Genomic DNA, 26099 nt, shown 5'->3' with positions numbered 1-26099 from the left:
ATTTTGAATGTATCTTTTGTTTCAGGCGAGGGCATGTCTGCCCGCACCCCGCATCGCTTGCCCCGTTGGGGGCGTGGATGGCATGGGAAGGGGTTGATCCGGGAAGGAATGGATGATGCGGCTGACCCGCTATACCGATTACGGCCTGCGCGTAATGCTCTATCTGGGCATGAAGCGCGAGGGGCTGGCCACGGTGCCGGAGATCGCGGCCCGCTATGGCATCTCTGAAAACCACCTGACCAAGATCGTCAATGAGCTGGGCCGGCTGGGCCATATCCGCACCTTGCGCGGCCGCAATGGCGGCCTGGCCCTGGGGCGGGAACCGGCGGAGATCAACCTGGGCACGCTGGTCCGGCAGTTGGAGGCCGACATGTCGCTGGTGGAATGTTTCGAGACGGGCAATACCTGTCCTATCACCAGCGATTGCCGGCTTCAGAAGGTGCTAGGCAAGGCGCTGCTGGCCTTCATGGCGGTGCTGGACGAGGTGACGCTGGCCGATCTTCTGGTCCGGCCGGCCGGCATGATGCAGATGCTGGGGCTGGAAGAGGCGGCGGTGCCCTGATTACCCCCGGCCTTCCATCAGATCGCGGATTCGCGCCAGATGCTGACAGGCCCGGCCCACGCCCAGAATCAGCACGCCCAGCAGCAGCCCGACCAGGGCCGGGCCATAGCTTTCCGGTGACGGGTCGATCAGCATGAAGGCTGAAACGATCACCGCCGCCGCGCCCACGAAATAAAGCACCAGGGCCGTGATGCTGCGCCGTTTGTCCATGGCTCAGCCCTCCGCCGCGGCGCAGACACCGGGCTGGCGCGGCACGGCATCGTTCCCGAACACATCCTCGAACGCCGCCTGCAGGGCCATGTCCACCTCCGGCATGGTGACGATATGGCCCAAGGCGGCCAGCGACGTCACCCCATGCTCGCGGATGCCGCAGGGCACGATACCACCGAAATGCGTCAGGTCCGGTTCCACGTTCAGCGATACACCGTGAAAGGACACGCCGCGCCGCACCCGCACGCCGATGGCGGCGATCTTGTTCTCCACACCCGGCTGCCCGAATGGCGCCATATCGACCCAGACGCCGACGCGGCCGCACCGGCGCTCCCCCTTCACGGCGAACTGTGCCAGGGTGCGGATCAGCCATTCCTCCAGCCGCCAGACGAAATCATGCAGGTCGCCACCACGGGCCTGCACGTCCAGCATGGTATAGCCGATGCGTTGCCCCGGCCCGTGATAGGTGTACTGCCCGCCGCGTCCCGCCTGGAATACGGGGAACTGCATCGGCACCAGCAGGTCCGTTTCCTTGGCCGACGTGCCGGCGGTATAGAGTGGGGGATGTTCCAGCAGCCATACCGTCTCCGGCGCCGTGCCGGTACGGATGTCGGCGACGCGCCCTTCCATGAAGGCAAGCGCGTCGGGATATTCGACAGTCTGGTCGCTGATCCGCCACTCGATCATCATCTAACCTGAAAGCTGAGGGTGACCCTATTTAGGGCAGAACGCAGTCAAGACCAATGGGATGAAAAGCAAGGACAGTTGCCCCATGCGCGCATGACCATTGATCCGCCGGCCTCGATGCGCCACATTCGGCAACGACATTGCGATCTGGCCCTGGATTATGAACGAAACGAACCGCGTCTATCTCTACGACACCACGCTGCGCGACGGGGCGCAGACCTCCGGCGTTGATTTCACCGTGGCGGACAAGATCGCCATCGCGCAGGAGCTGGACGCGCTGGGCATCGATTATGTCGAAGGCGGCTGGCCCGGTGCCAACCCCACCGACGACGCGTTCTTCGCCGATCCGCCGACCCTGCCCAAGGCGATCTTCACCGCCTTCGGCATGACCCGCCGGCCCGGCCGCAGCGCGTCGAACGACCCGGGTCTGTCGGCCCTGCTGGACAGCCCGGCCAAGGCCGTCTGCATTGTCGGAAAGAGCTGGGATTTCCATGTCGATATCGCGCTCGGCATCCCGCGCGACGAAAACCTGTCGCTGATCGCCGACAGCATCAAGGAGATCAAGGCGCGCGGCCGGGAGCCGCTGTTTGACGCCGAACATTTCTTTGATGGGTACAAGGCCAATCCGGAATACGCGCTCTCCTGTGCCCAGGCGGCGTATGAGGCGGGAGCACGCTGGGTGGTGCTGTGCGACACCAATGGCGGCACTCTGCCGCATGAGGTGGAAGCCATCGTCGGCGAAGTGGCCAAGCGCATCCCCGGCAGCCATCTGGGCATCCACACCCATAATGATACGGAAAACGCCGTCTCCAATTCCATCGCCGCCGTGCGGGCCGGCGTGCGGCTGGTGCAGGGCACGCTGAACGGGCTGGGCGAACGCTGCGGCAATGCCAACCTGCTGTCCCTGATCCCCACGCTGTCGGTGAAGATGGGCTTCGATGTCGGCATCTCCCGCGATGGCATGGCAAGGCTGGTCCATATCAGCCGCATGCTGGACGAGCGGCTGAACCGCACCTCCAACCGCCACGCGGCCTATGTCGGCGAAAGTGCGTTTGCCCACAAGGGCGGGCTTCATGTTTCGGCCGTGGAGAAGGATCCGACCAGTTACGAGCATGTCGACCCGTCGTTGGTCGGCAATCGCCGGCATGTGCTGGTCTCCGACCAGGCCGGCCGGTCCAACATCCTGGCCCGCCTGCGTGAAGTCGGCGTGGCGGTTGATGCCAAGGATGACCGTGTCGGCCTGCTGGTCGATCTGGTGAAACAGAAGGAATTCGAAGGCTTCGCCTTCGATGGCGCGGAAGCCAGCTTCGAACTGCTGGCGCGGCGGGCGTTGGGGGAAGTGCCGGACTATTTTCGCCTGGCGGCCTTCCGCGTGCTGGACGAACGCCGCTGGAACGCCAAGGGCGAGCTGGTGACCCTGTCGGAAGCCACCACCAAGGTGGAGGTGCCGGGCGCTGGCAACGGCGAAACAGTGATGACGGTGGCCGAAGGCAACGGCCCGGTGAATGCCCTGGACCAGGCCCTGCGCAAGGCCCTGATCCCCGTCTATCCGGCGCTCGATGGCATGCGGCTGGTCGATTACAAGGTCCGCATCCTGAACGCCCAGGACGGCACCAAGGCGGTGACCCGCGTCATGATCGAAACTGCCGACCGCCATGGCAATCGCTGGGCCACCGTCGGGGTTTCGGCCAACGTCATCGATGCCAGCTTCAACGCCCTGTCCGACAGCATCACCTATTGCCTCTACCGGTCCGGTGCCGCTATCGACAGCACAAGGGCGGCCTGATATCCAGGCCGTTCAGGTCGGATTTCGAGAATTCAGGCAACGATGTCGAGCGGGACGAACAAGCGCGAACTGGCCAAGATGCAGGCGGACGGGGACGGCCCCGCCGTCATTCTGATCCAGCCCCAGATGGGGGAGAATATCGGCGCCTGCGCGCGGGCCATGCTGAATTGCGGCCTGACCGATCTGCGCCTTGTTTCCCCCCGCGACGGCTGGCCCAACGAGAAGGCGGTATCGGCGTCGGCCGGTGCCACCCTGGTGCTGGACAAGGCCCGCGTGTTCGACAGTACCGAAGCCGCCATCGCCGACCTGCACAAGGTGTTCTCCACCGCCGCCCGCGTGCGCGACATGGTGAAACCCGTGGTCACGGCGCGCGAGGCCGCCAACGAGATGCGCGGCCATTGGTCGGCCGGGCGCAAGATCGGCCTGATGTTCGGGCCGGAGCGCACGGGCCTGGTCAATGACGACATCACCCTGTCCGACACGCTGATCTCCGTGCCGCTGAACCCTGGGTTCTCGTCGCTTAATTTGGGTCAGGCGGTGCTGCTGGTCGCCTATGAATGGTGGGTGACGGGGCTTGAGGCGGAGGAACGCTATCTGCATACCGGCGCGTCGGAGCCCGCCACCAAGTCGGACATGCAGAACCTGTTCGACCATCTGGAAGGGGAATTGGCTCAGACCGGGTTCTACACCCATCCGGACAAGCGCCCTTCCATGATCCGCAATGTGCGCAATACGCTGCAGCGCTGTGCCATGACGGAACAGGAGGTTCGGACTTTCCACGGCATCATCGCCGCACTGGCGGGACGCAAGAAGCAGCGCAATAAAGGGGAAGGGTGAGGGCGCGTCCTTACAGCACCGCATCGGCCTTCAATCCCCAGGACCGGAACATCTGCCCGCGGCTATCCTGGCGGCGGTCGACAGGCCGCGCCTCGTTCTCGCGTCGCCGGGCGGCTTTTTCCACGGCAGCGACACTGTTGTAATGCCGCCCGTCCAGGGCGGCGAACAGCGGATGGGCGGAGAAGAAGCGGAAGCCCTGGCCATCGGTCACGGCGATGCCGGCGGCGTGCCGGCTGGTTTCGATGCTGAATGCCTGGTTCGTCATGTCAAATCACTCCCGTCGCGGCAAATGACATTGCCGCTCTGTATAATGTCCGTCTGAAGGGTGGTTGCAGCGGAAAAGCCCGCGTCAACAGCGCCGCATCAAGCCGCCGCAGGGGGATGTCCGGTGTTTTACCGATAGGGTATGAATGCCCATTTCGCCCTTCCTTTACAATGGTTTGAACCAAACCACGAAGGGACTTCGTGGCGCTTTAGCGTTTGATGACGCGGCGCAAGCTGCTGTTCGTCAAATTCCCGCGGACCCTGGGGTGGGTCAGGCCAGACCATGTGGCCTGGGGCCAGATTTGGTGATCCGGCCGCCACTGTCAAGCGGCATTTTGCGTGAATTGAAACATGATCAATTCCACATATCACGCATGTTTTATGTTGTTTCATGAAATCCACAATTCCAATTGACGAAAAGCTCTGGATGTAAAACCCTGCACCTGACGGCAGCACATGCCGAACCAACGCCCCGAAGGAGTCCGTCCACCATGTCGCTTAAGCGTTTTGCCACCCGCCTTGCCGCCGCGACCATCCTAACGGGCCTGGCCTTCGCAGGTTCCGCCCAGGCTGCCGATCCCGTCGTGGTCCGTGCCGGCTATATCCCCGTGCTGGGTGCGGCGCAGGCCTTCGTCATCGATAACCAGGGCTGGGACCTTCAGAACGGCTTCGATCTGCAGCTGAAGCAGTTCGACAGCGGCCCCAACGCCATCCAGGCCGTCGCGTCGGGCACGCTGGATGCCTATATCGCTGGTGTTGCTCCCGTCATCGTGGCGCGTGGCAAGGGCGTGGGCATCAAGGTCGTGGCCGCCACCGCGATTGAGGAACTGGTGGTCGCCGCCGGTGGCGATCTGGCGAAGACGCCGGGTTCCCCCGCCCAGGCCATCGAGGCCCTGTCCAAGAAGCTGGGTCGCCCGCTGAAGCTGGCGACGCAGCCCGCCGGTTCGGTCCCCAACACCTTCCTGCAATATTGGCTGTGGGAAGTGGCCAAGGTCGACAAGCAGTATGTGGAACTGGTGCCCCAGGGTATCGACGCCACGCAGCAGGCCCTGCTGGCCGGTGCCGTTGACGGCGCCATCATCCGTGAGCCGGCGCTGACCATCATCACCGGCCGCAACAAGGATGTGAAGGTGCTGGCCTATGGCCAGGACATCCTGAAGAACCAGCCCGGCAACGTCATCGCCCTGACCGACGACTTCACCGCCAAGCATCCCGACATCGCCCAGAAGCTGGTCGAACTGACCGCCAAGGCCACCGAAACCCTGCGCAAGGACAAGAAGGTGGCCGTGGCCGCCATCGAATCAGCAATCGGCAAGGGTCTGGTCCCCACCGCCATCATTGAGCAGGCACTGGCATCACCCGCCGTGAAGTTCAACACCGATCCGGCCAAGATCATGAAGGAGACGGGCCTGGTGCAGGATTATCAGGTGAAGCTGGGCACGGTGAAGGAAGCGGTGCCGGTGGAGCAGATTTTCGACCTGTCCTACTATCAGAAGCTGAAGTAACAGGCTGGTCCAGGCTGAGGCCCCAGGCTTGACCCGGGGTTTCAAGCCCCCGCATCGGACGGCACGGTTGCGTAAATCAACCTTGCCGTCCGTTCGCATTTTGTGTGGAATTCACCTCCGCGCCCCTGGCGCCTTCGTGCAAATCACCGGTCAATCCCCATGGCGCGTTCGCGTACCCTCCGCCTGTCCCTGTCATTGGCCGGCGTCATCCTGTTCTTCGCCGTTTGGGAGGCGCTGCCGCGTCTGGGCATCGTCAAACCCATGCTGCTGCCGGCCCCCAGCGAGATCCCCGCCAGCTTCTGGCAGGAACTGAAGTCGGGCGCCTGGGGCGACGCGGTGCTGCAGAGCCTGCGGCATTACGTGTCGGGTCTGGTGCTGGGCTCGGCCCTGGGCGTGGCGCTGGGCGTGGTGACCGGCATGTCACGCACGCTGGAGGATATGACGAACTGGGTCGTGCGCCTGCTGCGCCCCATTCCGGGCCTGGCCTGGGTGCCGTTCGCCATCATCTGGTTCGGGGTGTCGCCCATGGCCGCCAATTTCATCATCATTGTCGGTGTCTTCTGGATCAATTACTTTTCCGCGCTGAGCGCCGTGCAGGCCGTTGATCGCGACCTGATCGAACTGGCTGACGCTTTCGGTCACCGATCGCCTGTGGCCAAACTGTTCAAGGTGATCCTGCCGGCCTCGGTACAGCCGATCATGGCGGGCCTGCGCACCGGCCTGGGGCAGGCCTGGATGGCGGTGGTGGCGGCGGAACTGTTCGGCGTGGCCGGGTTGGGGCAGCGCATGATGCAGGCATCGTCGCTGCTGGCCACCGATATCGTCGTCGTCTACATGATCACCATGGCGTTGCTCTATGGCGTGGTGGATGCGGGCTTCGTGGCCCTGCGTGACCGTTTGCTGGCGTGGAAAGCATGATCTCGATCAAGGACCTGACGCTGTCTTTCGACAGCGACCGCGGCCGCACCATCGTCCTGAAGGATTTCCATCTCGACATCGCGGATGGGGAGTTCGTGGCCGTCGTGGGTGCGTCCGGCGTGGGCAAGTCCACCTTGCTGCGCGTCATCGCCGGCCTGGTGAAACCGACCTCCGGCGCGGTGACCCGCGACAATCCTGAAACGCCGGGCCGCCGCCCCTATGCCCTGGTGTTCCAGGATGCGCGCCTGCTGCCCTGGCGCCGGGTTGTGAAGAATGTGGAATTCGGGCTGGAGGGGTTGGGCCTGTCCAAGGCCGACAAGCGCCGCCGTGCGCTCGACGCGCTGGATCTGGTGGGGCTGGGCGACAAGGCCGACCGCTGGCCGCACCAATTGTCGGGCGGGCAGCGCCAGCGCGTCGCCATCGCCCGCGCGTTGGCCGTCGATCCCGACCTGCTGATGATGGATGAGCCGTTCGGCGCGCTTGACGCCATCACCCGCCAGGGTTTGCAGGACGAGCTGGTGGATCTGTGGCAGCGCACGGGCAAGACCATCCTGTTCGTCACTCACGATATTGACGAGGCGGTGTATCTGGCGGACCGCGTCATCCTGCTGGCTGGCAGCCCGGCCGGCGTGCGCTCCACCGATTGTATCGACGCCACCCGCCCGCGCCGGCGCGACGATGTGGCTGCCCGGACCACCGCCAATGCCATCCGTGACCGCTTGTCCGGTGTCGTGGAGGCGGGCGAGGGTATTTAATAGTCACGCGACAGCAAGTCGCTTAACTTTCCGTGGAAGGGAGAGGCGCCGCCCCATGGCGTCCTGTCACGCTCTTCTACGGAGGTTACCATGGCGTTCCGACCCTCCCCAGTCGGCAGCACCGTCCTTTCTTCCACCGCTCGTCAGCAGCAGGGCCCCGGCACGGTCCAGACCATCGCGCTGGGCCATATCGGTCTGCACCAGCCCTTGGCCGAAGGTATCGACCGCCTCAACCTTCTCGACCTGCTGGCCGACGAGGCATCGGGCGAGGCCGCGGAGGGGGAGGCCCCCAGCACCGATCGCCCCGCCATCACCAGCAGCGAAACGGTGCGCACCGACAGTGGCGCCACCACGACCATCAGCTTCGATGACGGGTCCAGCCTGGTGGTGGACCGGGTGCGCGGTGAGGACAGCCAGACCACGACCACCACCCGCACCGCCGCCGACGGAACCGTGTCGGTGGTGACGACGCAGGTCACGCATCTGGACGACACCAGCATTCAGACCGTGGTGACCAGCGACAAGGGCACCACCACGACCACTATCGACCTGGATACCGGCACCCGCACGGTGGACACGGTGGCGGCCGACGGCGACCATTCCACCTTCGTGCAGGCACGGGGTGAAGATGGGCTGACCGGCCAGTTCACCCTGGTCCAGGCCGATGGCGACACCGGCACGCTGGATTATTCGCTGATCCGCGATGGCGATACCCAGACCCTGACGGTGGAGGGCACGACCGCCGACGGTGTGGCCGTGGACAGCACCGTGGTGATCGACGTGGATACGCGTGTGGTGACCATCACCGATTTGCAGGGTGATGTGGCGACCTACAGCCTGCAGAACTTCCACGATCAGGTCCTGGATTACGGCCTGATCGGCCTGATCGCCGATGTGGATACGGGATATTTCGGATAGAGGATGATGAGGGGGCGGAAGTCCCCTCACACCCGATGATAGGGATGACCCGCCAGGATCTGCTGGGCGCGGTACACCTGCTCGGCCAGCATGCCGCGTACCATCATGTGCGGCCAGGTCATGGGGCTGAAGGCCAGGACCAGGGCCGCCTTCTGCCGCACCGATGCATCCAGCCCGTCGGCGCCACCGATGATGAAGGCGAGGTCGCCCACGGCGGCGTCGCGCCACTGGCCCATGCGGGCAGCGAAATCCTCCGACCCCATCATGCGGCCACGTTCATCCAGCGCCACGATGGTCGCCCCCAGCGGGATAGCGGCCAGCAGCAGCTCAGCCTCCGCACGCTTCAACTCCTCGCCTTCCAGCCGCTTCTTGGTCTCAACCTCGCGCAGCTGGAACGGCCAGGTGAGGCGGGCCTTGTATTCCTCGAACAGGTCGCGCGCCGGCCCGGGCTTGGCCTTGCCGACGGCGGCCAGCCAGACGCGCATTACTGCGCGGGCCCGCCATCGAACCCGGCTGTCAGGGCCTTCAGCGACGCCGGCGGCTCCATGCCCCACATCTTCTCCAGGCAATAGAAGGCGCGCACTTCCGGGCGGAACAGGTGGATGATGACGTCGCCGCTATCGACCAGCACCCAGTCGCATTGCGGATAGCCTTCCGGATTGCCGGCATGGATGCCCAGGTCACGCAGGCGACGGGTCACGTGGTCGGCCATGGCGCCCACCTGGCGGGCCGACTTGCCCGTGGTGATGACCAGGTAATCTGCCATGCTGGTCTTGCCGCGCAGGTCGATGGTGATCGTGTCCTCGGCCAGATCCTCTTCCAGCACGGACAGGATCAGTTCAAGGGTGCGCTCCGGCATATCGTTCACGGCGATCACGCCGTCGGCCGGTTGGGGGGTCATCTCTGCACTCACGATCTGGTTCACCGACTTCATTCCTCAAGGACCTGTGGCACCCAGCCCCTGCCGGATCGCCGTCGCCGAAGCGGGGTGCAGGGGCACGTCCAGGAAGACCCAGACCGGCGGCTTCAGGTCGGCCAGGCCGCCCGCTTGCCGCGTATCCACACGCGCAATGGCAAAACGCCGGGAAGCCTTGCCGCCCAGCGCAAGCGTAGAATAGGGATGTCTGGGGAAGATCGCAACCGGCACGCTGTCGAATATCCGCGTCCAGTGGCGCCAGCGCGACACCTGTTCCAGATTGTCCGCCCCCATCAGCCAGACGAATTTCGTCCGCGGAAAACGCCCTTTCAACGCCGCCAGCGTATCCACCGTATAGCGGGTTCCCAGCCGCGTCTCGATATCACTGACCACGATGCGCGGATGGTTGGCGACCCTGCGCGCAGCCGCCAGCCGGTCTGCCAGTTTCCCCATGCCGTCCAAGGACTTGAGCGGGTTCTGCGGGCTGACCAGCCACCAGACCTGATCCAGGTTCAAGGTGCGCAGCGCCATTTCCGACATGTGCCGGTGGCCCTCATGCGCGGGGTTGAACGACCCACCCAGCAGGCCCACGCGCAACCCCCGCCAAAGGGTCCCGGCCCCCGGCTTCGGCGGGGTGGGACAGCGGCCGCCATGCGCGGCGGGCAGGGCAGGGGGGCGGTCAGGGCCGCGTATGCCCATCGCCCCGCACCACGTACTTATAGCTGGTCAGCTGTTCGGCCCCCACCGGCCCGCGCGCATGCAGCTTGCCCGTGGAAATCCCGATCTCCGCACCGAATCCGAACTCCCCGCCATCGGCGAACTGGGTCGAGGCGTTCAGCAGCACGATGCCGCTGTCGACGCGGGCCAGGAACCGCTCGGCGGTCACGGCGTCCTCGGTCACGATACTGTCGGTATGGTGGCTGCCATGCCGGCCGATATGGTCGATGGCCGCATCCACGTCATCAACCACCTTCACCGACAGGATGGCGTCCAGATATTCGGTGTCCCAATCCTCATCCGTGGCCGGCTTCACCCGTGCATCCAGCGCCTGCACGGTGGCGTCGCCGCGGATTTCGCACCCGGCCTGGATCAGATCGTCCAGGATCGCGGGCAGTTGTGCCGCCACGATATCCTTGTGCACCAGCAGCGTTTCCGCCGCCCCGCAGATGCCCGTGCGCCGCATCTTGGCGTTCAGCACGATTTTGCGCGCCTTGCCCGCATCGGCCGCCTTGTCCAGATAGACATGGCAGATGCCGTCCAGGTGATAGATCACTGGCACCCGGCTCTCCGCCGCCACGCGGCCCGTCAGCGACTTGCCACCGCGCGGGATAACCACGTCGATCCAGCGCGTCATGGTCAGCATTTCGCCCACGGCGGCACGGTCAGTGGTGGGTGGCATCTGGATGGCATCACGCGGCAGGCTGGCCGCGTCCAGACCTTCATGCAGGGCCGCCAGGATGCAACGGGCGGAATGAAAGCTCTCCGAGCCGCCGCGCAGGATGGCGGCATTGCCGGATTTCAGGCACAGGCCGCCGGCGTCGGCCGTCACGTTGGGCCGGCTTTCGAAGATGATGGCGATGACGCCCAGCGGCACGCGCACCTTGGCGAACATCAGGCCGTTCGGCCGTTCCCAGCGTTCCAGCACGGCCCCTAGCGGATCGGGACGGTCGGCGATGTCCTCGAGCCCCTTGGCCATCGCCTCCACCCGCGCTGGATTCAGCATCAGCCGATCCAGCATGGATGGCGACAGGCCCTTCTGCGTGGCCGCATCCATATCCATGGCATTAGCGGCCAGCAGATCGGCCATACGGGCGCGCAGGGCGGATGCCGCCACGCGCAGCGCCTTGTTGCGCGCGTCCGCTGGCGCCGTGGCGACAATCGCGGAGGCGGTGCGGGCCCGTCGGCCCAGCGCGTCCATGATCTCGGCGATATCCTGGCGGTCGATGCTGTCCATGGCGGATTGTCCCATTACGAATGCGGACGCAGCCTACATCGTCCGGTCGGGGGTTTCATCCCTGACGGATTGATGCCGGCCATGCTATGCTGGCGCCCATGTCGATCAGTTCCATCCCCAGCACCCCGCCCGACCTGACCCGCGCCGGCCTTGAAGGCTTCCAGGATGCGCAGGATGCCTTGGCTGTCGCCGCCGCCGTCGTGGCCAGCGGCAACGCTGATCCGGCCGTGATCATGGACGTGAAACAGGCTGAGGTGACAGCCACCATCAGCGCCTCGGTGATGAAGGCCGACCAGCAGAATTTCCAGCGGTTGCTGGATGTGTTGATTTGACTGGTAACAATATTTGCTTATATAATTTACCTGAGAAGTGAAATTGTGATGAAGTGCTGAACTCTAACATTTTGCAACGCACTGGTTGTAAGCATTATAAGTGCTAGACCTTCAGGTGTATTTATGTTCCATGATATTGATTTTACATCGTTGCCGTTTATGTTTTTTGTCTCTGTGTTTTTCTTTTCTACCATGTATTTGTTTTTTTCAGCAAATTCATTCAGCCTGCTTTCAAATGATTGCTCCATTGACATCTGGTCAGCGCGCTTAACCTCAACGGCGCATATACCCTTCTGATCGTAGTAAAGTATCATTTCGCCATCGTTCCCAAACCCAGCAATCCACGTCGCGGTTTTCATCTGCAATGTTGGACGCCACTTGGCAATTTCATTCGGCCCCATGCGAGCGATAGCAAACCGCCTGGGGTCGATGTCTCCCTCTATTTTCATAAAAGTTTGGATGCATAGGCCATTAAACACATCGGCGGCGTCTGTGGCACGCTGATCTATGTCAATCGCGTGGCTTGTGTTTGATAGAAGAAGAAGTATACACAGAACTAATTGAGAAAATCGTGATTTCATGATATAATTCCTGTCTATTAGGTTAAAGTGCCTATGAATTTGATATAAAAATAGCCTGCCTGCCAACACTTGGCAAGCAGGCTGGTAGTTATTATTTGGTATTCTCTTTTTTTGCTATGGATGCTTACTTCAAACTACCGCAGAACCGCTGGATGCGCGTGCAGGCTTCTTCCAGCACGTCATTGCTGGTGGCATAGGAGATGCGGAAGAAGGGCGATAGGCCGAAGGCGGCGCCATGCACCACCGCCACGCCTTCCGCTTCCAGCAGCTCCGACGCAAAATCCTCGTCCGTCTCGATGACCTTGCCCGTGGGGGCGGTCTTGCCGATGGTGCCGGCGCAGGACGGGTAGACGTAGAAGGCGCCTTCCGGGTTCGGGCAATGCAGGCCGGCCGCCTGGTTCAGCATGGAGACCACCAGATCGCGGCGGCCCTGGAACACGGATGCCCGCTCCTTGATGAAGTCCTGCGGACCGTTCAGCGCCTCCACGGCGGCGGCCTGGGAAATGCTGGTCGGGTTGCTGGTCGACTGGCTCTGGATGATGCCCATGGCCTTGATCAGGGCCTTCGGCCCCGCCGCGTAGCCGATGCGCCAGCCGGTCATCGAATAGGACTTGGACACACCATTGACCGTCAGGGTGCGGTCATAGAGTTCCGGCACGACCTGGGCTATGGTGGTGAAGGTGAAATCATCGAAGACGAGATGTTCATACATGTCGTCGGTCATGACGAAGACCTGCGGGTGGCGCAGCAGCACCGCACCCAGCGCCTTCAGCTCCTCACCCGTATAGGCCGCCCCCGTCGGGTTGGAGGGGCTGTTCAGGATCAGCCACTTGGTCTTGGGCGTGATGGCGGCCTCCAGGTCGGCCGGCAGCAGCTTGAAGCCGTTTTCCGCCGGGCAGGCCACGGAAACGGGAGTACCCTCAGCCAGCAGCACCATGTCGGGATAGGAGACCCAGTAGGGGGCCGGGATGATCACCTCGTCGCCCGCATTCAGGGTGGCCATCAGGGCATTGTACAGCACCTGCTTGCCGCCCACGCCGACCGTCACCTGGTCCGGGGTATAGGTCAGGCCGTTCTCACGCGCGAACTTGGCGCAGATCGCCTTCTTCAGGTCGGGCGTGCCGTCCACGTCGGTGTAACGGGTCTGGCCGGTCTCGATGGCGCGGATGCCGGCGGCGCGGATATTTTCCGGCGTATCAAAATCGGGTTCGCCAGCACCCAGGCCGATCACATCGCGGCCGGCGGCTTTCAGCGCGCGGGCCTTGCTCGTCACCGCGATGGTGGGCGACGGCTTGATGCGGGACAGGCGGTCGGCAAGGAACGACATCTATTTTCCCCTGGTTGGGATGCATTGTGACCGAGCGGGACCTTAAAGCGGCCGATCATTGTCGCCAAGTTCGGGATTGTTATAGGACAACCGCGTTTTGGGCAGGGGTGGCGGCAGCCTGGCGGGCGCAATCACAATCTGCGCACGGGTGACATCGGGACCATATTGGGTTATTTCCCAACCATGCTGACGGAACTTGCCACATGGCTGGGGGTCGCGGTCGTCGACCTGATCACCTTTGCGGCGATCACCCTTGTGGTGATCACGCTGGTGATTACCTTCGCGCTTTCGGTGAAGCCGAAGCGACTGAAGGCCCCCACCCTGAAACAATATAATGCCGAGTTGTTCAAGCGCCGGATCGAGCTTGAGGAACTCTCATACCCCATGCTGAACGATATCAAGATGGGCGGCGGCAAGGCGGGCACCATCCGCATCGATCATGTCATGCGACTGCCGGCCAGCATCCTGCTGATCAATTCCGCCCCACCCGATGTGGCGGGCCAGGTGCGGTGCAACCAGAATGCCGGACAGTGGAAATATGTGAAGGCCGACCATACGGTGGGTACCTTCATCAATCCGGTGCTCCAACTCCACCCGCTGATCAGCGCCGTGCGCAGCCGCTTCCCACTGATCCGGGTGCGCGTGCTGTGTGTGTTTCCGCGTCAGGCGGATTTCGGTGGAAGGGCGGTGAAGACCGCCTGTCTGCCCGACGATCTGGTGAAGATGATCCGCGAGATGGCGGCGGAGGACGGCACCCCCCAGCAGGCCATGGACGCCGCCTGGGAAAGCCTGTCCGTGGCGCTGCGCCAGGGCAATGGGGCATCGGGAAGCAACAGCAATGAAGGCAAGCGCCGGGCGGGGTGAGGAACCCCTTTCCCCGTCGTCCCGCTGGCAAGCCGGGTGACGGGGAAGGGGGCAATTTCCAATGCCCCTGTTGTGAAGCGATACCCCGCCTCACTCCGTCTCGCCGCCATCCTGGGCGATGTCATCGGCCAGTTCGCCGGCCATTTCCGCGAACAGTTCGGCGTCGGCCTGCAGGCCGTTGGCCTCGCAGATGCGCATGAAGACGCGGTAGCCGTGCAGGATGGCGACGTCCAGGGCGGTCTGATCGCCTTCCTCGCTGTACCGGTCCTTGATGTCCTGCTCTTCCAGGGTGCCGAGAATATCCATCTCGGCGGCCTTCAGGACGGCTTCCATTGCCTGCTTGTGAAGTGTGGACATGGGTCCGTTCCTTAAAATGACTTGGGATTTCGGGGTGCTACCCCCTGCAACTGGCCGCTTCATACCATCGAATGGCGGCGGCGCAAGCTTTTGCTTGTCGGCACCGGCATCAGTGCTGTCCAGCTTGCCCGGCCCATCCGGTCGGCACAACCGCTCAATTGCGCAGATTGATGGCCTGCGGCTTGCGGGTCTTGCGGTTGATCTCGACCTCATATTGCAGCCACTGCCCCTCCTTCAGGGTGGACAGGCCGGCATATTGGACGGCGTTGATATGGACGAACACATCCTCGCCGCCATCCTCGGGCGTGATGAAGCCATAGCCCTTGGCGCTGTTGAACCATTTGACGTTGCCCGCGGGCATGGACGCTCTCCCTGGCGCTGTCATATTGCTGGCCGCGAACATGGCCATTCGCGCCCCCGAATGCAAGGGACCTTAACCCGCCCCCGCCAGCAGGTCGCCCTCGGCATTGTCCAGCGGGTCCGGCGCATTGGGATCGCCCGCCGCCGTCTCCTGGCCCAGATGCGGCACGCTGATCGACCGCAATCCCCCGATCAGGGTCCGCTGCACAATGACCCCGCGCTGTTCCATATAGGTGAGCAGGCGGCGCGCCCGGCCGGGCGAGCGGCTGCCGCAGGCCCGTGCCACGTCGGCGTCCGAAGGACAGGGCGCCTTGGCCAGGGCGGCCCGGGCCAGCAGCAGGAACACGCCCTGCATATCCTCCGGCAGGGTCTTGGCGGCCTTTTCTGCCTCTGTCCAGGCGGGATCGTCGGCCCCCTCGGCATCCACGCCGGCGCGGATCACCGACAGGCGGCGCCGGAAGGCCGGCATGTCCAGCGTCTCCCCGCGCAGCCGGTGGATGCGGCAGCGGACCAGGAAATCCTGGTACAGCACGGCATCGGTGCGAAAGGCTGCGTCCGGATCGGACAGGACCTGGCGCAGCACATCGTCCAGCTTTTCGTCATTCTCCGCCGCCTCGAACAGCGACGGTTCGGGGTTCAGCGCGGCAGTGGCCGCCATCTCCGCCTGTCGCTGCCCGGCCAGGCGCAAGGCGGCGTTGATGTCGGCCGGCGGCGGGGGTGGGGCGCGGCGCAGGGGCGCAGGGGCCGACAGCTCGTCGGCCGATGGTGTCAGGATCAGGTCGCGGGCATCGACCGGCGCCTGATCGGGCAGGGGCATCAGTTTGGGGCTGCCACCGCGTCCCGCCGTCTCCACCGCCCCCACCTTGATGGGCAGGGGCCGGCGCGACAATGCCGGGCCCAAGGCCACGAAATGCCCGCGCTGCAGATCGCGGAACATCTCCGCCTGCCGCCGCTCCATGCCCAGCAGGTCGGATGCGCGCGCCATGTCGATATCCAGGAAGGTGCGGCCCATCAGGAAGTTGCTGGCCTCGGCGGCCACATTCTTGGCCAGCTTGGCCAGGCGCTGGGTGGCGATGATGCCGGCCAGGCCGCGCTTGCGACCCCGGCACATCAGGTTGGTCATCGCGCCCAGGCTGGCCTTGCGCGCCTCGTCCGACACCTCCCCTGCGGCGGCGGGTGCGAACAGCTGCGCCTCATCCACCACTACCAGCATCGGGTACCAATGGTCGCGTTCCGCATCGAACAGCCCGCCCAGGAAGGCGGCGGCCAGACGCATCTGGCCTTCGATATCGGCCCCCTCCAGGCTCAACACCACAGAGACGCGGTGCTGGCGCACACGGGCGGCCACCTTCTGCAGGCTCTGTTCGGTATGCTGGGCGGCATCGACGACGACATGGCCGAACTTGTCGGCCAGCGTCACGAAATCCCCCTCCGGATCAATGACGCATTGTTGCACCCAGGGGGCGGACTGTTCCAGCAGGCGGCGCAGCAGATGGGATTTGCCCGACCCGGAATTGCCCTGCACCAGCAGGCGGGTGGCCAGCAGTTCCTCCAGGTCCATCGTGGCGGCGCGACCTTCCGCCGTCAAACCCATATCGATGCCGACCTGCATCCTGAACCGATCCTGCTGAATGACGTGAAGCGGCTCTATAGCGCAGCTGGGGCGGGGAGGGAACCCGCCTGCGGATTATACCAGCCCGCGGTCAACGCCTCATGACTCGGCATCCGCCGGCTTGTCGCCATCCGCATCCAGGATGGTCATCTGCGTCAACCCGCCGCGAACGGCCAGGAAGCTCCAGCTTTCGCCCACGCGGCGGCCGGAGAGGTTCAGGCAGCTTTCTTCCGCCGGCGCGGGCTCCGTCTGTCGTGTACATAGCAGGTTACCAGCCACCATGCGCCAGCGTCCCTTGCGGATCTCGCCGGGACGCTGCACCGCCAGCGTGCCAACGGGCTGCAACAGGTAGGAGCCGTCGGCCTTGAACCGCTGTTCGGAGGTGCCGTCATCATTGGAGATCATCAGCATCTTGCCGAGCATGTCCACCGGTGCGGTTGATGGCTGGGCACCGGCCGGCCCGCAGAGAAGGATGGCTGCAAAGACCGATGCCATCAGCCACATGGCCGAATCTGCCGTTCGCATGGTCGCGTCCTTCCTGAAAACGGGACCCTGACAGGAGATTATATCAACTGCGGGTTGGCAAGTGCATTCCCGTCGTCCATCGGCTCCACATCCACGGCGACCAGCACCCCATGGCTGCCGCCGCCCAGGATGACCCCGCGCAACGGGCAGACATCGTCATAGTCGCGGCCCCAGGCCAGCGTCAGGTGATCGGTGTCGCACTGGCGCCCGTTGGTGGGATCCAGATCGATCCAGCCTTCATCCGGCCCGCACCAGACCTGGACCCAGGCATGGCTGGCATCCGCACCCTTCAGTTTCTCCTTGCCCGGCGGCGGCCGGGTGCGCAGATATCCGGAGACATAGCGGGCCGGCAGGCCCACGGCCCGCAGCGCGCCGATCATCAGATGCGCGAAATCCTGACAGACGCCGCGCCGCTTGGTCAGCACTTCCGAAATGGGCGTGCTGATCGTCGTGGCCGTGGGATCGAAGCTGAAATCGGCATGGATGCGCTTCGTCAGGTCCATGGCCCCTTCGCCCACGGGCCGTCCGCCGGGGAAGAAGGTGGCGCCGAACAGAGTCAGGGAGGTGTCCGCCAGCGGCACCCGCGCCGACGGGCGCACGAATTCCGCGGTCTCAGCCTGTGTGGCGGCCAGGGCCGCCACTTCCTCCCAGGGGGGCGTGGCGGCGGGGGTGAAGGGCGGCGGCGGCTCCACTGTCAGTTCGATCTCCGCCGTCACCACCAGCTCGCGGTGGGGTGTGTGCAGGGCGGCATAGGTGGCGGGATTGCCGAACCAGTCATGCCGCTCCGTCACCACGCCAGGCCAGGGCAGGATGGAAAGCGTGGCCATGTGGCTGGTCTGGCGCGGATGGGCACGGGGGGCCAGATGGGCCAGCATATGGGCGCTGGTCACGGTATCGCCATAGCTGTACCGGGTGACGTGCCGGCAATGATAGCGCACGGGACCGCTCGGCGTTTCAATCGCCGCCGCCGTCACCTCGGCCACCTTATCATTACGTCGTGCGGGCAAAGACATGGCTGAAATAGGCCTGGGAAAGCAGATTGGAGATTTCGGGAAGCAGCCGGCCCAGCCGGTCGGTCAGGTCGGCCAGTGCCGTCGGGTCGCGGGCGGGTTGCGGGTCGGCCACCATTTGGGCGGCGGTTTCCAGCAGATCCTGGGCCAGCTTGGTGGGGCTGACCTCCAGCAGGTCGCCACCGATGGGCGGCAGGCTGCGCAGCTGGCGCTGTACCGTCTTGATCTGGAAGGCCAGGGAGCGCGGATGATCATCATCGGCCAGCAGCAAGGACAGCACCGGTTCGCGCCGAATGCCCACCGGGTGGCGGTCGCGATAGGCCGCGCCGGCCGCCGCCAGTTCCAGCAGCACGGACAATGACGCCACCGTTCCCGCCGTGCCGGACCCCAGCCCGCTGCCATTGAAGGCGCCGACGATGCCGATGGCGCGTTCCAGCCGCCGTCCCAGCACCAGGAAGCGCCAGGCTGGCCCGCGCGACATGCCGTCCAGTTCCAGCCCGATCAGACTGGCCAGCAGCCGCGACAACTCGTCCAGATGCAGGTGCATGCCGGCCGGGTCGGTCTTCATCGGCTTGGCGGCGACATTGCCCAGCACGGTCAGCACGCGGCTGAACTCGCCCGGCAGCCGGTCACGCACGCCGGCGGCGGCGCGGCGCAGCCGTTCCATGGTGGCGCGCATGCCGCCTGGATTGGCCGGATCGGCCACGATCTCCAGCGCCTGGCGCATGCCGCGTACGGCATCGGCCTGCGGCAGGCCCGCAATCTCCTGCGGGATCATGCCGCCATATCCCATCAGGCGCAGCAACGGCACCAGTTCCTCCTCCGCGCCCGGATGGGCATCGTCGGACAGGCGGCGCGCGGCGGCGCGCAGGGTGCGCACGGCGGCGTCGGCACGTTCGGCATAGCGGCCGACCCAGAAAAGATGGTCGGCGGCGCGTGACGGCAGGTCGCCGGCGCGGGGGCCGGCATCGCCTGCACCATCCGGCATCAGGGCGGTTGTACCCCGGCGCCGCTGCGGCTGGCCGATGCTGGCGCCCACGATCCATACATCCTTGGCCCCGGCACCGGTCTGCAATGTCACGGATGCGAAGCGCTCGTCGGCGGAAATGCGGGCCAGACCGCCCGGCATCACCATCCAGTCGCCATCCGGCGTGGCACAGGCGAAGGCGCGCAGCACCAAGGGTCGCGCCACCTTCCTGCCATCGCGCCAGACGGGGGCGGTCGACGGCACGACAGGCTCCTGCGCCACCCAATCCTGCGGCCGGCGGCGCAGGCTGGCCGCCAGTTCCGCCCGTGCGGTGGCAGCCAGTTCCGGGCCGAAGGTGGTCTTGTGTCCCATGGAGGAATAGGCGGGCCGGAACACCAGCCGGTCCAGCCCGGCCACCATCTCCGCCCGCTGCCGCGCATCCCCGCCCCAATAGCTGGGCACATCGGCCAGCAGCGGCGCTTCGCCCAGCAGGTGCCGGGTCAGCGTGCCCATCCAGGGCATCAGGGCGACACTGTCGGTCAGGCCGCTGCCCAGGCTGTTGCAGACCGCGACATTGCCGGCCCGCACGGCCTCCACCAGCCCGGCCACGCCCAGGGCGCTGTCGGGGCGCAGTTCCAGCGGGTCGCAGAAATCATCATCGACGCGGCGCAGGATGACGTCGATCCGCTCCAGCCCGCCCAGCGTCTTCAGGTACACGGCCTGGTCGCGCACCGTCAGGTCAGCCCCTTCCACCAGGGTCAGTCCCAGATGCCGGGCCATGAATGCATGTTCGAAATAGGCTTCGTTCAGCGGGCCTGGCGTCAGCAGCACCAGGCGCGGGCAGCCATCCGGCCCCGATCGGCGGGGGGCCAGGCTGATCAGGGTCTGGCGCAGCTGTTCGAAGAAGGGCGACAGCCGTTCGACATTGCAGCCACGGAACGATTCGGCCAGCGTCTGGCTCATCACCACCCGGTTTTCCAGCGTATAGCCGGAACCGGTGGGCGCCTGCGTGCGGCTGGCCAGCACACGCCAGATGCCGTCACGGTCGCGCACCATGTCGGTGGCCACCAGGGTCAGGCGCGATCCCGGCGGCAGTTCCATGCCGTGGCAGGCGCGCAGGAAGCCCGGATCGCCCAGCACCAGGGCCGGCGGCAGCACGCCATCGCGGAGCAGGGTCTGCGGTCCGTAAAGGTCGCCCAGCACCCGGTCCAGCAACCGGGCCCGCTGGCGCAGCCCTTCGGCGATCATCTGCCATTCCGACTGCGGCATCAGCAGCGGGATCGGGTCCAGCGGCCACGGCCGGTCCACCCCCTGCGGATCGGCATAGGCGTGATAGGTCACGCCGTTCTGAAACAGCAACCGCCGGCCTGCGTCCCAGCGTTCCTCCATCGATGCGCTGTCGGCAGCACCCGATGAGATGAAGGATTGCCAGTGCGCGCGCACATGTCCGTCACCCGTGACCATCTCGTCCCAGGGTTCCGCAGATGCGCCCGCGCCGTTGCGCGGAATTTCAGCCAAGGCGTAGGTCAAGGGTCAACGGGAATTCGGGGTTTCTGATCTCGATCGGGGCCGCCATAGGTCCCGGGGTGTGTCCGAACGGGAAGAACCTGGCCAGCCGCCGCCCCTCCGCCTCGTTGGCATTGACCGGGAAGGTGGTGAAGTTCCGCCCGCCCGGATGTGCCACGTGGTAGGTGCAGCCACCGATCGAGCGACCCGTCCAGCTGTCCACGATATCGAAGATCAACGGTGTATGCACGGGGATCGTTGGGTGCAAACAGTTAGGTGGCTGCCAGGCGCGGTATCGCACGCCCGCCACGAACTCCCCGCCTGTCCCGGTCGGGTGCAGCGGCACCTTGCGCCCGTTGCAGGTGACGATGAACCGATCTTCCAGTGCCCCGGACAATAATACCTGCACCCGCTCCAGACTGCTGTCTACGAAACGGACCGTGCCGCCGCCGCCCGGCTCCTCCCCCAGCACATGCCAGGGCTCCAGCGCGGTGCGCAGTTCCAGCGTCAGGTCGCGCTGGCTGACATGGCCCAGGGTGGGGAATCGGAAATTGATATGCGGTTTGAACCAGGCCTCGTCGAACGCGTACCCAGCGCCGCGCAGGTCGTTCACCACGTCCTGGATATCCTGCTGCACGAAATGCGGCAGCATGAAGCGCTCATGCAGCTTGGTGCCCCAGCGGACCAACCGGCCGCGATAGGGCTGCTTCCAGAACCAGGCGATCAGAGTACGCAGCAGAAGCTGCTGCACCAGGCTCATCTGCGCATGCGGCGGCATCTCGAAGCTGCGCAGTTCCACCAGTCCCAGTCGGCCCGTGGAACTGTCGGGACTGAACAGCTTGTCGATGCAGAATTCGCTGCGATGGGTATTGCCCTGTACATCGACCAGCAGGTGGCGCAAAGCCCGGTCCACCAGCCAGGGCGGGCAGTTGGAACCGGCCTCGTCCAGCACCTTGAAGGCGATCTCCAACTCGTAAAGGCTGTCATGGCGCGCCTCATCCACGCGCGGATGCTGGCTGGTCGGGCCGATAAAGGTGCCGGAGAACAGGAACGACAGGGCGGGATGGTTCTGCCAATAGGTCAGCAGGGAACGCAGCACATCCGGCCGACGCAGGAACGGGCTGTCGGCCGGCGTCGGCCCGCCGACCACGATGTGATTGCCACCGCCGGTTCCGACGTGACGGCCGTCCAGCGCAAATTTCTCCGTTGCCAGCCTTGTCTGCCGGGCATCCTCATAGAGGTCGTTGGTGTTGCGCACCAGCTCGTCCCAGCTTGACACCGGATGGATGTTCACCTCGATCACGCCGGGGTCGGGGGTGACGGCGACGCTGGCCAGACGCGGGTCCTTGGGCGGGCCATAGCCTTCCAGCACCACGGGCATGTCCAGCTCGACACAGGTCGCCTCAATGGCCGCGACCAACTCCACCCAATCCTCAAGATATGAGGTGGGCGGCATGAAGATATAGAGGCGGCCGTTGCGCGGCTCCACGCAGAGTGCGGTGCGCACCACCCACCAGGCCGACTGGCCCCGGTCGGGCACAGCCTCGCGCACATCGGCCATACGGTTGCGCAGTTCGCGCGGCTCCGTATTGCCCTTGTTCACCGACATCTGCTGGCTGATATCCTCGTACGCCGGCAGGGGTGTGCGCGGATCGAACGGGTCCTGTTCGTAATGGTAAGGATATTGCGCCGGCGCCACCCAGGGCAGGCTGCCCAGCGGCAGACGGAACCCCACCGGGCTGTCGCCCGGCGCCAGCAGCAGCTTCTCCGACCGCGTCGCCCAGGCGGACGACAGCCAGACCGGCCCCATCGCCTCGTGCCGGCGGTTGAGCGGCAGGGCGAAGCCGATAGGCTGGTCCAGACCGCGCTCGAACACCTTGGCCAGCCGGGTGCGCTCTTCCTCATTCTCCAGCTTGCTGTCGAACGGATCGACATTCACCGGCAGCTTGCGTTCCTTCTGGATATAGTGCCAGGGATCCTCGAACGCTGGCAGGGCATAGTCGGGGGGAATGCCCAGCTTTACCGCCAGGGTCTGGATATACTGCTCGGCATGTTCGGCCTTGAAACCGTAGTCCCGGCTCTCGTCCGCCTGATATTCCTCATGCGTCCACAGCGCATCGCCATCCTTGCGCCAATAAAGCTGCAAGGCCCAGCGCGGCAGGCTTTCGCCGGGATACCATTTGCCCTGGCCGAAATGCAGCAGCCCGCCCGGCGCAAAGCGCCGCCGCAGCCGGCGGATCAGCTCGCCCGACAGCAGGCGCTTGGTGGGCCCCAACGCAGCCGTGTTCCACTCCGCCCCGTCCATGTCGTCGATGGAGATGAAGGTGGGCTCGCCCCCCATGGTCAGGCGGATATCGCCGGCCACGATCTCGCGATCGACCTGTTTGCCCAGCGCGTCGATGGCGGCCCACTGGTCGGGCCAATAGGGCTTGGTGGTGCGCGGCTGCTCACGGATGCGGGTGACCGACATCGCATGTTCGAACGACACCTCGCACTCATCCAGCCCGCCGGTGACCGGGGCGGCGCTGAACGGATCGGGCGTGCAGGCGACGGGGATATGTCCCTCACCGGCCATCAGGCCGGAGGTCGGGTCCAGCCCGATCCAGCCGGCACCGGGCAGATACACTTCGCACCAGGCGTGCAGGTCGGTGAAATCCGCCGTCGGTCCTTCCGGCCCCTCCAGCGGCTTCTGGTCGGCGACCAGCTGGATCAGGTAGCCCGATGCGAAACGCGCCGCCAGGCCCAGATGGCGCAGGGCCTGCACCATCAGCCAGGCGCTGTCGCGGCACGACCCGGTACCCTTCTCCAGCGTCTCCTCGCAGCTCTGTACCCCCGGCTCCAGCCGGATGACATAGCCGATGGCCTGCTGCAGCTTTGAGTTCAGGCCCATCAGGAAATTGACCGTCGCCTGTTCCGACCGGTCCACCTCCGACAGGAAAACGGACAGCAGCGGTCCCGCCGGCTCGGTCTCCAGGAACGGCTTCAGATCCTTGGCCAGCAACGGGTCATAGGAGAAGGGGAATTTCTCCGCCGCCGGTTCCAGGAAGAAGTCGAACGGGTTGATGGAGGCCATGTCGGCCACCAGATCGACCTCCAGCGTGAATTCCGTGGTCTTCTCCGGAAACACGAAACGGGCCAGCCAGTTGGATTGCGGGTCCTGCTGCCAGTTCAGGAACTGCTTCTTGGGCGTGACCTTCAGCGAATAGGACAGGATCGGCGTGCGGCAATGCGGCGCTGGACGCAACCGCACGATCTGCGGGCCTAGATTGACCGGCCGGTCGTAGCGGTAGACGGTCTTGTGGTTCAACGCGACATGAATACCCATTCGCTCCTGCCCCCCACCTGTGCTCTTGCCCGCCCAATGACGGCTGGATGACGGTACCACCAATCGGCAGGAGGGTTAAGCTGCGTTGCAGCAATTGTTGCGCCGCCCAAGGGTTGCGGCCCTTTGCGGTCCGCCACATTCCCGCCCTTCATTTCTGCATGCTGTGCGTTGGCGGGGGTTCGGTGTAGGGTGCCGGGAGCCTTCGCGGATCAACCGATTCCGTGAAAGCGCGGTCATGCCCGGATATAATCGATCAAGTTTGGAAAAATGAACGTTTTCAAAGACTTCGAAGCCACGATCCATGATGCGCTGAACCAGTTGATCAGTGCTGGCGACTTGCCGTCCGGGCTGGACCTCTCGCGAATCACGGTGGAGCCGCCGCGCGATGCGTCGCATGGCGATGTCTCCACCAACGCCGCCATGATCCTGGCCAAGCCGGCGGGCAAGCCGCCGCGCGTCATCGCCGACGCCCTGGTCGCCCGGCTGAAGGGCGCGGCCAACGTGACCGACGCGTCGGTCGCCGGCCCCGGCTTCGTGAACCTGCGCATCGATACCGGCCTTTGGCTGTCGCGCCTGGCCGACGTGCTGAATGAAGGCCCGGCCTTCGGCGCCAGCACCCTGGGTGCCGGCCGGCCGATCAATGTGGAATATGTGTCGGCCAACCCGACCGGCCCCATGCATGTCGGCCACACGCGCGGCGCGGTGGTTGGCGACGCGCTGGCCCGTCTGCTGATCAAGGCTGGCTTCGACGTCACACAAGAATATTACATCAATGATGCTGGGGCCCAGGTCGATGTCCTGGCCCGCTCCGCCCACCTGCGCTACCGCGAGGCGTTCGGGGAGGCGATCGATATCCCGGCCGGCCTCTATCCCGGCGACTATCTGGTCCCGGTGGGCCAGGCGCTGAAGGATATGTACGGCGACAAGTACCTGACGGTCGAAGAGTCCGTCTGGCTGCCGCTGTTCCGGGAATTCGCCGTGGCGCAGATGATGGTTCGCATCAAAGAGGACCTGGCGCAGATGGGTGTGAAGCATGATGTCTTCTCGTCCGAACGCGCCATCGTCGATGCCGGTGCCGTCGAGCTGGCCTTGAAGGCGCTGGAGGATCAGGGACTGATCTATACCGGCGTGCTGGAGCCGCCAAAGGGCAAGAAGCCCGACGATTGGGAGCCGCGCCCCCAGACCCTGTTCTGCGCCAGCCAGTTCGGCGACGATGTTGATCGGCCGCTGAAGAAGTCGGACGGTTCCTACACCTATTTCGCCAACGATATCGCTTATCACTATGACAAGTTCCGCCGGGGCGGTGGTGACCTGATCGACGTGCTGGGTGCCGACCATGGCGGCTATGTGAAGCGCATGCAGGCCGCCGTCACCGCCATCACGGGCGGCAAGGGTGCCTTGGACGTCAAGATCTGCCAACTGGTCAACCTGATGGATGACGGCCAGCCGGTGAAGATGTCCAAGCGCGCCGGCCGTTTCGTCACCCTGCGCGATATCGTGGATGAGGTCGGGGCCGGCGTCGTCCGCTTCATCATGCTGACCCGGCGCAACGACCAGACGCTCGATTTCGACGTGGCCAAGGTTACGGAGCAGTCCAAGGAAAACCCGGTTTTCTATGTGCAGTACGCGCATGCACGCTGCCATTCCGTCCTGCGCCATGCGGCGGATGCCGGTGCCGACCTGTCGGCAGCATCGCTGGCCGCTGCCGACCTGCAGCGCCTGTCGGCAGCGGAGGAGGTGGCTATCGTCAAGCAGATGCTGTCCTTCCCCCGCATGGTGGAAGCTGCGGCCGAAGCTCATGAGCCGCACCGCGTTGCCTTCTATCTCTATGATCTGGCGTCCTCCTTCCATGGTCTGTGGAACAAGGGCAAGGACGACGCGTCCATGCGCTTCCTGATCGAGGGGGATGTTGAACTGACCCGCGCGCGCCTGGCGTTGGTCACTGCCGTGGCCCAGGTCATCGCCTGCGGCCTGGACATTCTGGGCGTGGAGCCCGTCAAGGAAATGCGTTGAGGTGCCGG

Annotated in this window: 26 protein-coding genes; 10 read left to right on the top strand and 16 right to left on the bottom strand. The window is 64.9% G+C overall.

Annotated features, from left to right (window positions below):
- Positions 1-112 precede the first annotated feature (112 nt).
- Positions 113-562, top strand: a complete 450-nt coding sequence (locus AC1Q7F_RS10325; RefSeq protein ID WP_492506377.1) for an RrF2 family transcriptional regulator — start codon at positions 113-115, stop codon at positions 560-562.
- Here the strand turns inward: AC1Q7F_RS10325 and AC1Q7F_RS10320 are convergent, their stop codons facing one another.
- Both AC1Q7F_RS10320 and lipB read right to left on the bottom strand, forming a co-directional pair.
- Complete coding sequence (locus tag AC1Q7F_RS10320; protein WP_492506376.1) at positions 563-772, bottom strand: hypothetical protein; 210 nt, start codon at positions 770-772, stop codon at positions 563-565.
- 3 nt (positions 773-775) lie between these two features.
- Positions 776-1459 (bottom strand): lipoyl(octanoyl) transferase LipB, encoded by a 684-nt coding sequence (gene lipB, locus AC1Q7F_RS10315; RefSeq protein WP_492506374.1) that lies wholly within the window; start codon positions 1457-1459, stop codon positions 776-778.
- A 160-nt stretch (positions 1460-1619) separates the two neighbouring features.
- Here lipB and cimA point away from each other — a divergent pair, with 160 nt between their 5' ends.
- Together cimA and AC1Q7F_RS10305 are read left to right on the top strand one after the other, a co-directional pair.
- Positions 1620-3245 carry a citramalate synthase gene (cimA, locus tag AC1Q7F_RS10310; protein ID WP_492506372.1) on the top strand — a complete coding sequence of 542 codons (1626 nt, stop codon included), beginning with the start codon at positions 1620-1622 and terminating at the stop codon, positions 3243-3245.
- Positions 3246-3287: 42 nt separating this feature from the next.
- Positions 3288-4082, top strand: coding sequence for an RNA methyltransferase (locus tag AC1Q7F_RS10305; RefSeq protein ID WP_492506370.1), 795 nt, complete (start codon positions 3288-3290; stop codon positions 4080-4082).
- 10 nt (positions 4083-4092) lie between these two features.
- Here AC1Q7F_RS10305 and AC1Q7F_RS10300 read toward each other — a convergent pair whose 3' ends face one another.
- Positions 4093-4347: a hypothetical protein gene (locus tag AC1Q7F_RS10300; RefSeq protein WP_492506368.1), complete on the bottom strand. Its 255-nt coding sequence runs from the start codon at positions 4345-4347 to the stop codon at positions 4093-4095.
- A gap of 490 nt (positions 4348-4837) precedes the next feature.
- On the opposite strand from AC1Q7F_RS10300, the gene AC1Q7F_RS10295 reads away from it, so the two are divergent.
- From AC1Q7F_RS10295 to AC1Q7F_RS10280, 4 genes are all read left to right on the top strand, one after another.
- Positions 4838-5851, top strand: a complete 1014-nt coding sequence (locus AC1Q7F_RS10295; RefSeq protein ID WP_492506366.1) for an ABC transporter substrate-binding protein — start codon at positions 4838-4840, stop codon at positions 5849-5851.
- A 159-nt stretch (positions 5852-6010) separates the two neighbouring features.
- Positions 6011-6769 (top strand): ABC transporter permease, encoded by a 759-nt coding sequence (locus tag AC1Q7F_RS10290; protein WP_492506364.1) that lies wholly within the window; start codon positions 6011-6013, stop codon positions 6767-6769.
- A complete protein-coding gene (locus AC1Q7F_RS10285; RefSeq protein WP_492506362.1) occupies positions 6766-7524 on the top strand; it encodes an ABC transporter ATP-binding protein in 759 nt (252 codons plus the stop codon). The genes AC1Q7F_RS10290 and AC1Q7F_RS10285 overlap by 4 nt, the downstream gene beginning before the upstream one ends.
- A 90-nt stretch (positions 7525-7614) precedes the next feature.
- Positions 7615-8442 (top strand): hypothetical protein, encoded by an 828-nt coding sequence (locus tag AC1Q7F_RS10280; protein WP_492506360.1) that lies wholly within the window; start codon positions 7615-7617, stop codon positions 8440-8442.
- 26 nt (positions 8443-8468) lie between these two features.
- Here the strand turns inward: AC1Q7F_RS10280 and rlmH are convergent, their stop codons facing one another.
- The 4 genes from rlmH to AC1Q7F_RS10260 form a co-directional block, all read right to left on the bottom strand.
- Positions 8469-8927, bottom strand: coding sequence for a 23S rRNA (pseudouridine(1915)-N(3))-methyltransferase RlmH (rlmH, locus tag AC1Q7F_RS10275; RefSeq protein WP_492506358.1), 459 nt, complete (start codon positions 8925-8927; stop codon positions 8469-8471).
- The gene (gene rsfS / locus AC1Q7F_RS10270; RefSeq protein WP_492506356.1) at positions 8927-9343 is read right to left on the bottom strand and encodes a ribosome silencing factor; all 417 of its coding nucleotides are present in this window, start codon (positions 9341-9343) and stop codon (positions 8927-8929) included. The genes rlmH and rsfS overlap by 1 nt, the downstream gene beginning before the upstream one ends.
- Positions 9344-9379: 36 nt before the next feature.
- Entirely contained in the window at positions 9380-9949 is a 570-nt protein-coding gene (locus AC1Q7F_RS10265; protein ID WP_492506354.1) for a nicotinate-nucleotide adenylyltransferase, read from the bottom strand.
- Between the two features lie 88 nt (positions 9950-10037).
- Positions 10038-11312, bottom strand: a complete 1275-nt coding sequence (locus tag AC1Q7F_RS10260; RefSeq protein ID WP_492506353.1) for a glutamate-5-semialdehyde dehydrogenase — start codon at positions 11310-11312, stop codon at positions 10038-10040.
- A 98-nt stretch (positions 11313-11410) separates the two neighbouring features.
- Here AC1Q7F_RS10260 and AC1Q7F_RS10255 point away from each other — a divergent pair, with 98 nt between their 5' ends.
- On the top strand, positions 11411-11644 hold the full coding sequence (locus tag AC1Q7F_RS10255) for a hypothetical protein (protein WP_492506351.1): 234 nt from the start codon (positions 11411-11413) through the stop codon (positions 11642-11644).
- Positions 11645-11670: 26 nt separating this feature from the next.
- Here AC1Q7F_RS10255 and AC1Q7F_RS10250 read toward each other — a convergent pair whose 3' ends face one another.
- Together AC1Q7F_RS10250 and AC1Q7F_RS10245 are read right to left on the bottom strand one after the other, a co-directional pair.
- Positions 11671-12225: an NMCC_0638 family (lipo)protein gene (locus AC1Q7F_RS10250; RefSeq protein ID WP_492506349.1), complete on the bottom strand. Its 555-nt coding sequence runs from the start codon at positions 12223-12225 to the stop codon at positions 11671-11673.
- A 124-nt stretch (positions 12226-12349) separates the two neighbouring features.
- A complete protein-coding gene (locus tag AC1Q7F_RS10245; RefSeq protein ID WP_492506347.1) occupies positions 12350-13552 on the bottom strand; it encodes a pyridoxal phosphate-dependent aminotransferase in 1203 nt (400 codons plus the stop codon).
- A 183-nt stretch (positions 13553-13735) separates the two neighbouring features.
- On the opposite strand from AC1Q7F_RS10245, the gene AC1Q7F_RS10240 reads away from it, so the two are divergent.
- Positions 13736-14416, top strand: a complete 681-nt coding sequence (locus tag AC1Q7F_RS10240) for a nuclease-related domain-containing protein (protein ID WP_492506345.1) — start codon at positions 13736-13738, stop codon at positions 14414-14416.
- Between the two features lie 90 nt (positions 14417-14506).
- Here AC1Q7F_RS10240 and AC1Q7F_RS10235 read toward each other — a convergent pair whose 3' ends face one another.
- The 7 genes from AC1Q7F_RS10235 to AC1Q7F_RS10205 form a co-directional block, all read right to left on the bottom strand.
- Complete coding sequence (locus tag AC1Q7F_RS10235; RefSeq protein WP_492506343.1) at positions 14507-14773, bottom strand: hypothetical protein; 267 nt, start codon at positions 14771-14773, stop codon at positions 14507-14509.
- A gap of 154 nt (positions 14774-14927) precedes the next feature.
- The gene (locus tag AC1Q7F_RS10230; RefSeq protein WP_492506341.1) at positions 14928-15134 is read right to left on the bottom strand and encodes a cold-shock protein; all 207 of its coding nucleotides are present in this window, start codon (positions 15132-15134) and stop codon (positions 14928-14930) included.
- A gap of 72 nt (positions 15135-15206) precedes the next feature.
- Complete coding sequence (locus AC1Q7F_RS10225) at positions 15207-16745, bottom strand: helicase HerA domain-containing protein (RefSeq protein WP_492506340.1); 1539 nt, start codon at positions 16743-16745, stop codon at positions 15207-15209.
- Positions 16746-16844: 99 nt separating this feature from the next.
- Positions 16845-17270, bottom strand: a complete 426-nt coding sequence (locus AC1Q7F_RS10220) for a hypothetical protein (RefSeq protein ID WP_492506338.1) — start codon at positions 17268-17270, stop codon at positions 16845-16847.
- Positions 17271-17308: 38 nt separating this feature from the next.
- Entirely contained in the window at positions 17309-18283 is a 975-nt protein-coding gene (locus tag AC1Q7F_RS10215) for a transglutaminase family protein (protein WP_492506336.1), read from the bottom strand.
- Positions 18261-20711, bottom strand: coding sequence for a circularly permuted type 2 ATP-grasp protein (locus AC1Q7F_RS10210; protein WP_492506334.1), 2451 nt, complete (start codon positions 20709-20711; stop codon positions 18261-18263). The genes AC1Q7F_RS10215 and AC1Q7F_RS10210 overlap by 23 nt, the downstream gene beginning before the upstream one ends.
- Before the next feature lie 46 nt (positions 20712-20757).
- Positions 20758-24078 carry a transglutaminase family protein gene (locus AC1Q7F_RS10205; protein ID WP_492506332.1) on the bottom strand — a complete coding sequence of 1107 codons (3321 nt, stop codon included), beginning with the start codon at positions 24076-24078 and terminating at the stop codon, positions 20758-20760.
- Positions 24079-24345: 267 nt separating this feature from the next.
- Here AC1Q7F_RS10205 and argS point away from each other — a divergent pair, with 267 nt between their 5' ends.
- On the top strand, positions 24346-26091 hold the full coding sequence (gene argS / locus AC1Q7F_RS10200) for an arginine--tRNA ligase (protein WP_492506330.1): 1746 nt from the start codon (positions 24346-24348) through the stop codon (positions 26089-26091).
- Positions 26092-26099: the final 8 nt, after the last annotated feature.

It is taken from the genome of Niveispirillum sp. GW835-FHT14G11 (assembly GCF_058793615.1).
The sequence above is the reverse complement of the archived record's forward strand: the minus strand, read 5'-3'. Positions and strand labels throughout refer to the sequence as shown.

What these genes read in the sequence shown, in the direction of transcription:
- AC1Q7F_RS10305 (WP_492506370.1), top strand. Translation starts at nt 3,288, where the DNA reads ATGTCGAGCGGGACGAACAAGCGCGAACTGGCCAAGATGCAGGCGGAC.
- argS (WP_492506330.1), top strand. Translation starts at nt 24,346, where the DNA reads ATGAACGTTTTCAAAGACTTCGAAGCCACGATCCATGATGCGCTGAAC.
- AC1Q7F_RS10245 (WP_492506347.1), bottom strand. Translation starts at nt 13,552, where the DNA reads ATGTCGTTCCTTGCCGACCGCCTGTCCCGCATCAAGCCGTCGCCCACC.
- AC1Q7F_RS10295 (WP_492506366.1), top strand. Translation starts at nt 4,838, where the DNA reads ATGTCGCTTAAGCGTTTTGCCACCCGCCTTGCCGCCGCGACCATCCTA.
- AC1Q7F_RS10320 (WP_492506376.1), bottom strand. Translation starts at nt 772, where the DNA reads ATGGACAAACGGCGCAGCATCACGGCCCTGGTGCTTTATTTCGTGGGC.
- AC1Q7F_RS10250 (WP_492506349.1), bottom strand. Translation starts at nt 12,225, where the DNA reads ATGAAATCACGATTTTCTCAATTAGTTCTGTGTATACTTCTTCTTCTA.
- AC1Q7F_RS10255 (WP_492506351.1), top strand. Translation starts at nt 11,411, where the DNA reads ATGTCGATCAGTTCCATCCCCAGCACCCCGCCCGACCTGACCCGCGCC.
- AC1Q7F_RS10225 (WP_492506340.1), bottom strand. Translation starts at nt 16,745, where the DNA reads ATGCAGGTCGGCATCGATATGGGTTTGACGGCGGAAGGTCGCGCCGCC.
- lipB (WP_492506374.1), bottom strand. Translation starts at nt 1,459, where the DNA reads ATGATCGAGTGGCGGATCAGCGACCAGACTGTCGAATATCCCGACGCG.
- rsfS (WP_492506356.1), bottom strand. Translation starts at nt 9,343, where the DNA reads ATGACCCCCCAACCGGCCGACGGCGTGATCGCCGTGAACGATATGCCG.
- cimA (WP_492506372.1), top strand. Translation starts at nt 1,620, where the DNA reads ATGAACGAAACGAACCGCGTCTATCTCTACGACACCACGCTGCGCGAC.
- AC1Q7F_RS10325 (WP_492506377.1), top strand. Translation starts at nt 113, where the DNA reads ATGATGCGGCTGACCCGCTATACCGATTACGGCCTGCGCGTAATGCTC.
- AC1Q7F_RS10240 (WP_492506345.1), top strand. Translation starts at nt 13,736, where the DNA reads ATGCTGACGGAACTTGCCACATGGCTGGGGGTCGCGGTCGTCGACCTG.
- AC1Q7F_RS10235 (WP_492506343.1), bottom strand. Translation starts at nt 14,773, where the DNA reads ATGTCCACACTTCACAAGCAGGCAATGGAAGCCGTCCTGAAGGCCGCC.
- AC1Q7F_RS10280 (WP_492506360.1), top strand. Translation starts at nt 7,615, where the DNA reads ATGGCGTTCCGACCCTCCCCAGTCGGCAGCACCGTCCTTTCTTCCACC.
- AC1Q7F_RS10205 (WP_492506332.1), bottom strand. Translation starts at nt 24,078, where the DNA reads ATGGGTATTCATGTCGCGTTGAACCACAAGACCGTCTACCGCTACGAC.
- AC1Q7F_RS10300 (WP_492506368.1), bottom strand. Translation starts at nt 4,347, where the DNA reads ATGACGAACCAGGCATTCAGCATCGAAACCAGCCGGCACGCCGCCGGC.
- AC1Q7F_RS10260 (WP_492506353.1), bottom strand. Translation starts at nt 11,312, where the DNA reads ATGGACAGCATCGACCGCCAGGATATCGCCGAGATCATGGACGCGCTG.
- AC1Q7F_RS10210 (WP_492506334.1), bottom strand. Translation starts at nt 20,711, where the DNA reads ATGGTCACGGGTGACGGACATGTGCGCGCGCACTGGCAATCCTTCATC.
- AC1Q7F_RS10230 (WP_492506341.1), bottom strand. Translation starts at nt 15,134, where the DNA reads ATGCCCGCGGGCAACGTCAAATGGTTCAACAGCGCCAAGGGCTATGGC.
- AC1Q7F_RS10290 (WP_492506364.1), top strand. Translation starts at nt 6,011, where the DNA reads ATGGCGCGTTCGCGTACCCTCCGCCTGTCCCTGTCATTGGCCGGCGTC.
- AC1Q7F_RS10220 (WP_492506338.1), bottom strand. Translation starts at nt 17,270, where the DNA reads ATGCGAACGGCAGATTCGGCCATGTGGCTGATGGCATCGGTCTTTGCA.
- rlmH (WP_492506358.1), bottom strand. Translation starts at nt 8,927, where the DNA reads ATGCGCGTCTGGCTGGCCGCCGTCGGCAAGGCCAAGCCCGGGCCGGCG.
- AC1Q7F_RS10285 (WP_492506362.1), top strand. Translation starts at nt 6,766, where the DNA reads ATGATCTCGATCAAGGACCTGACGCTGTCTTTCGACAGCGACCGCGGC.
- AC1Q7F_RS10215 (WP_492506336.1), bottom strand. Translation starts at nt 18,283, where the DNA reads ATGTCTTTGCCCGCACGACGTAATGATAAGGTGGCCGAGGTGACGGCG.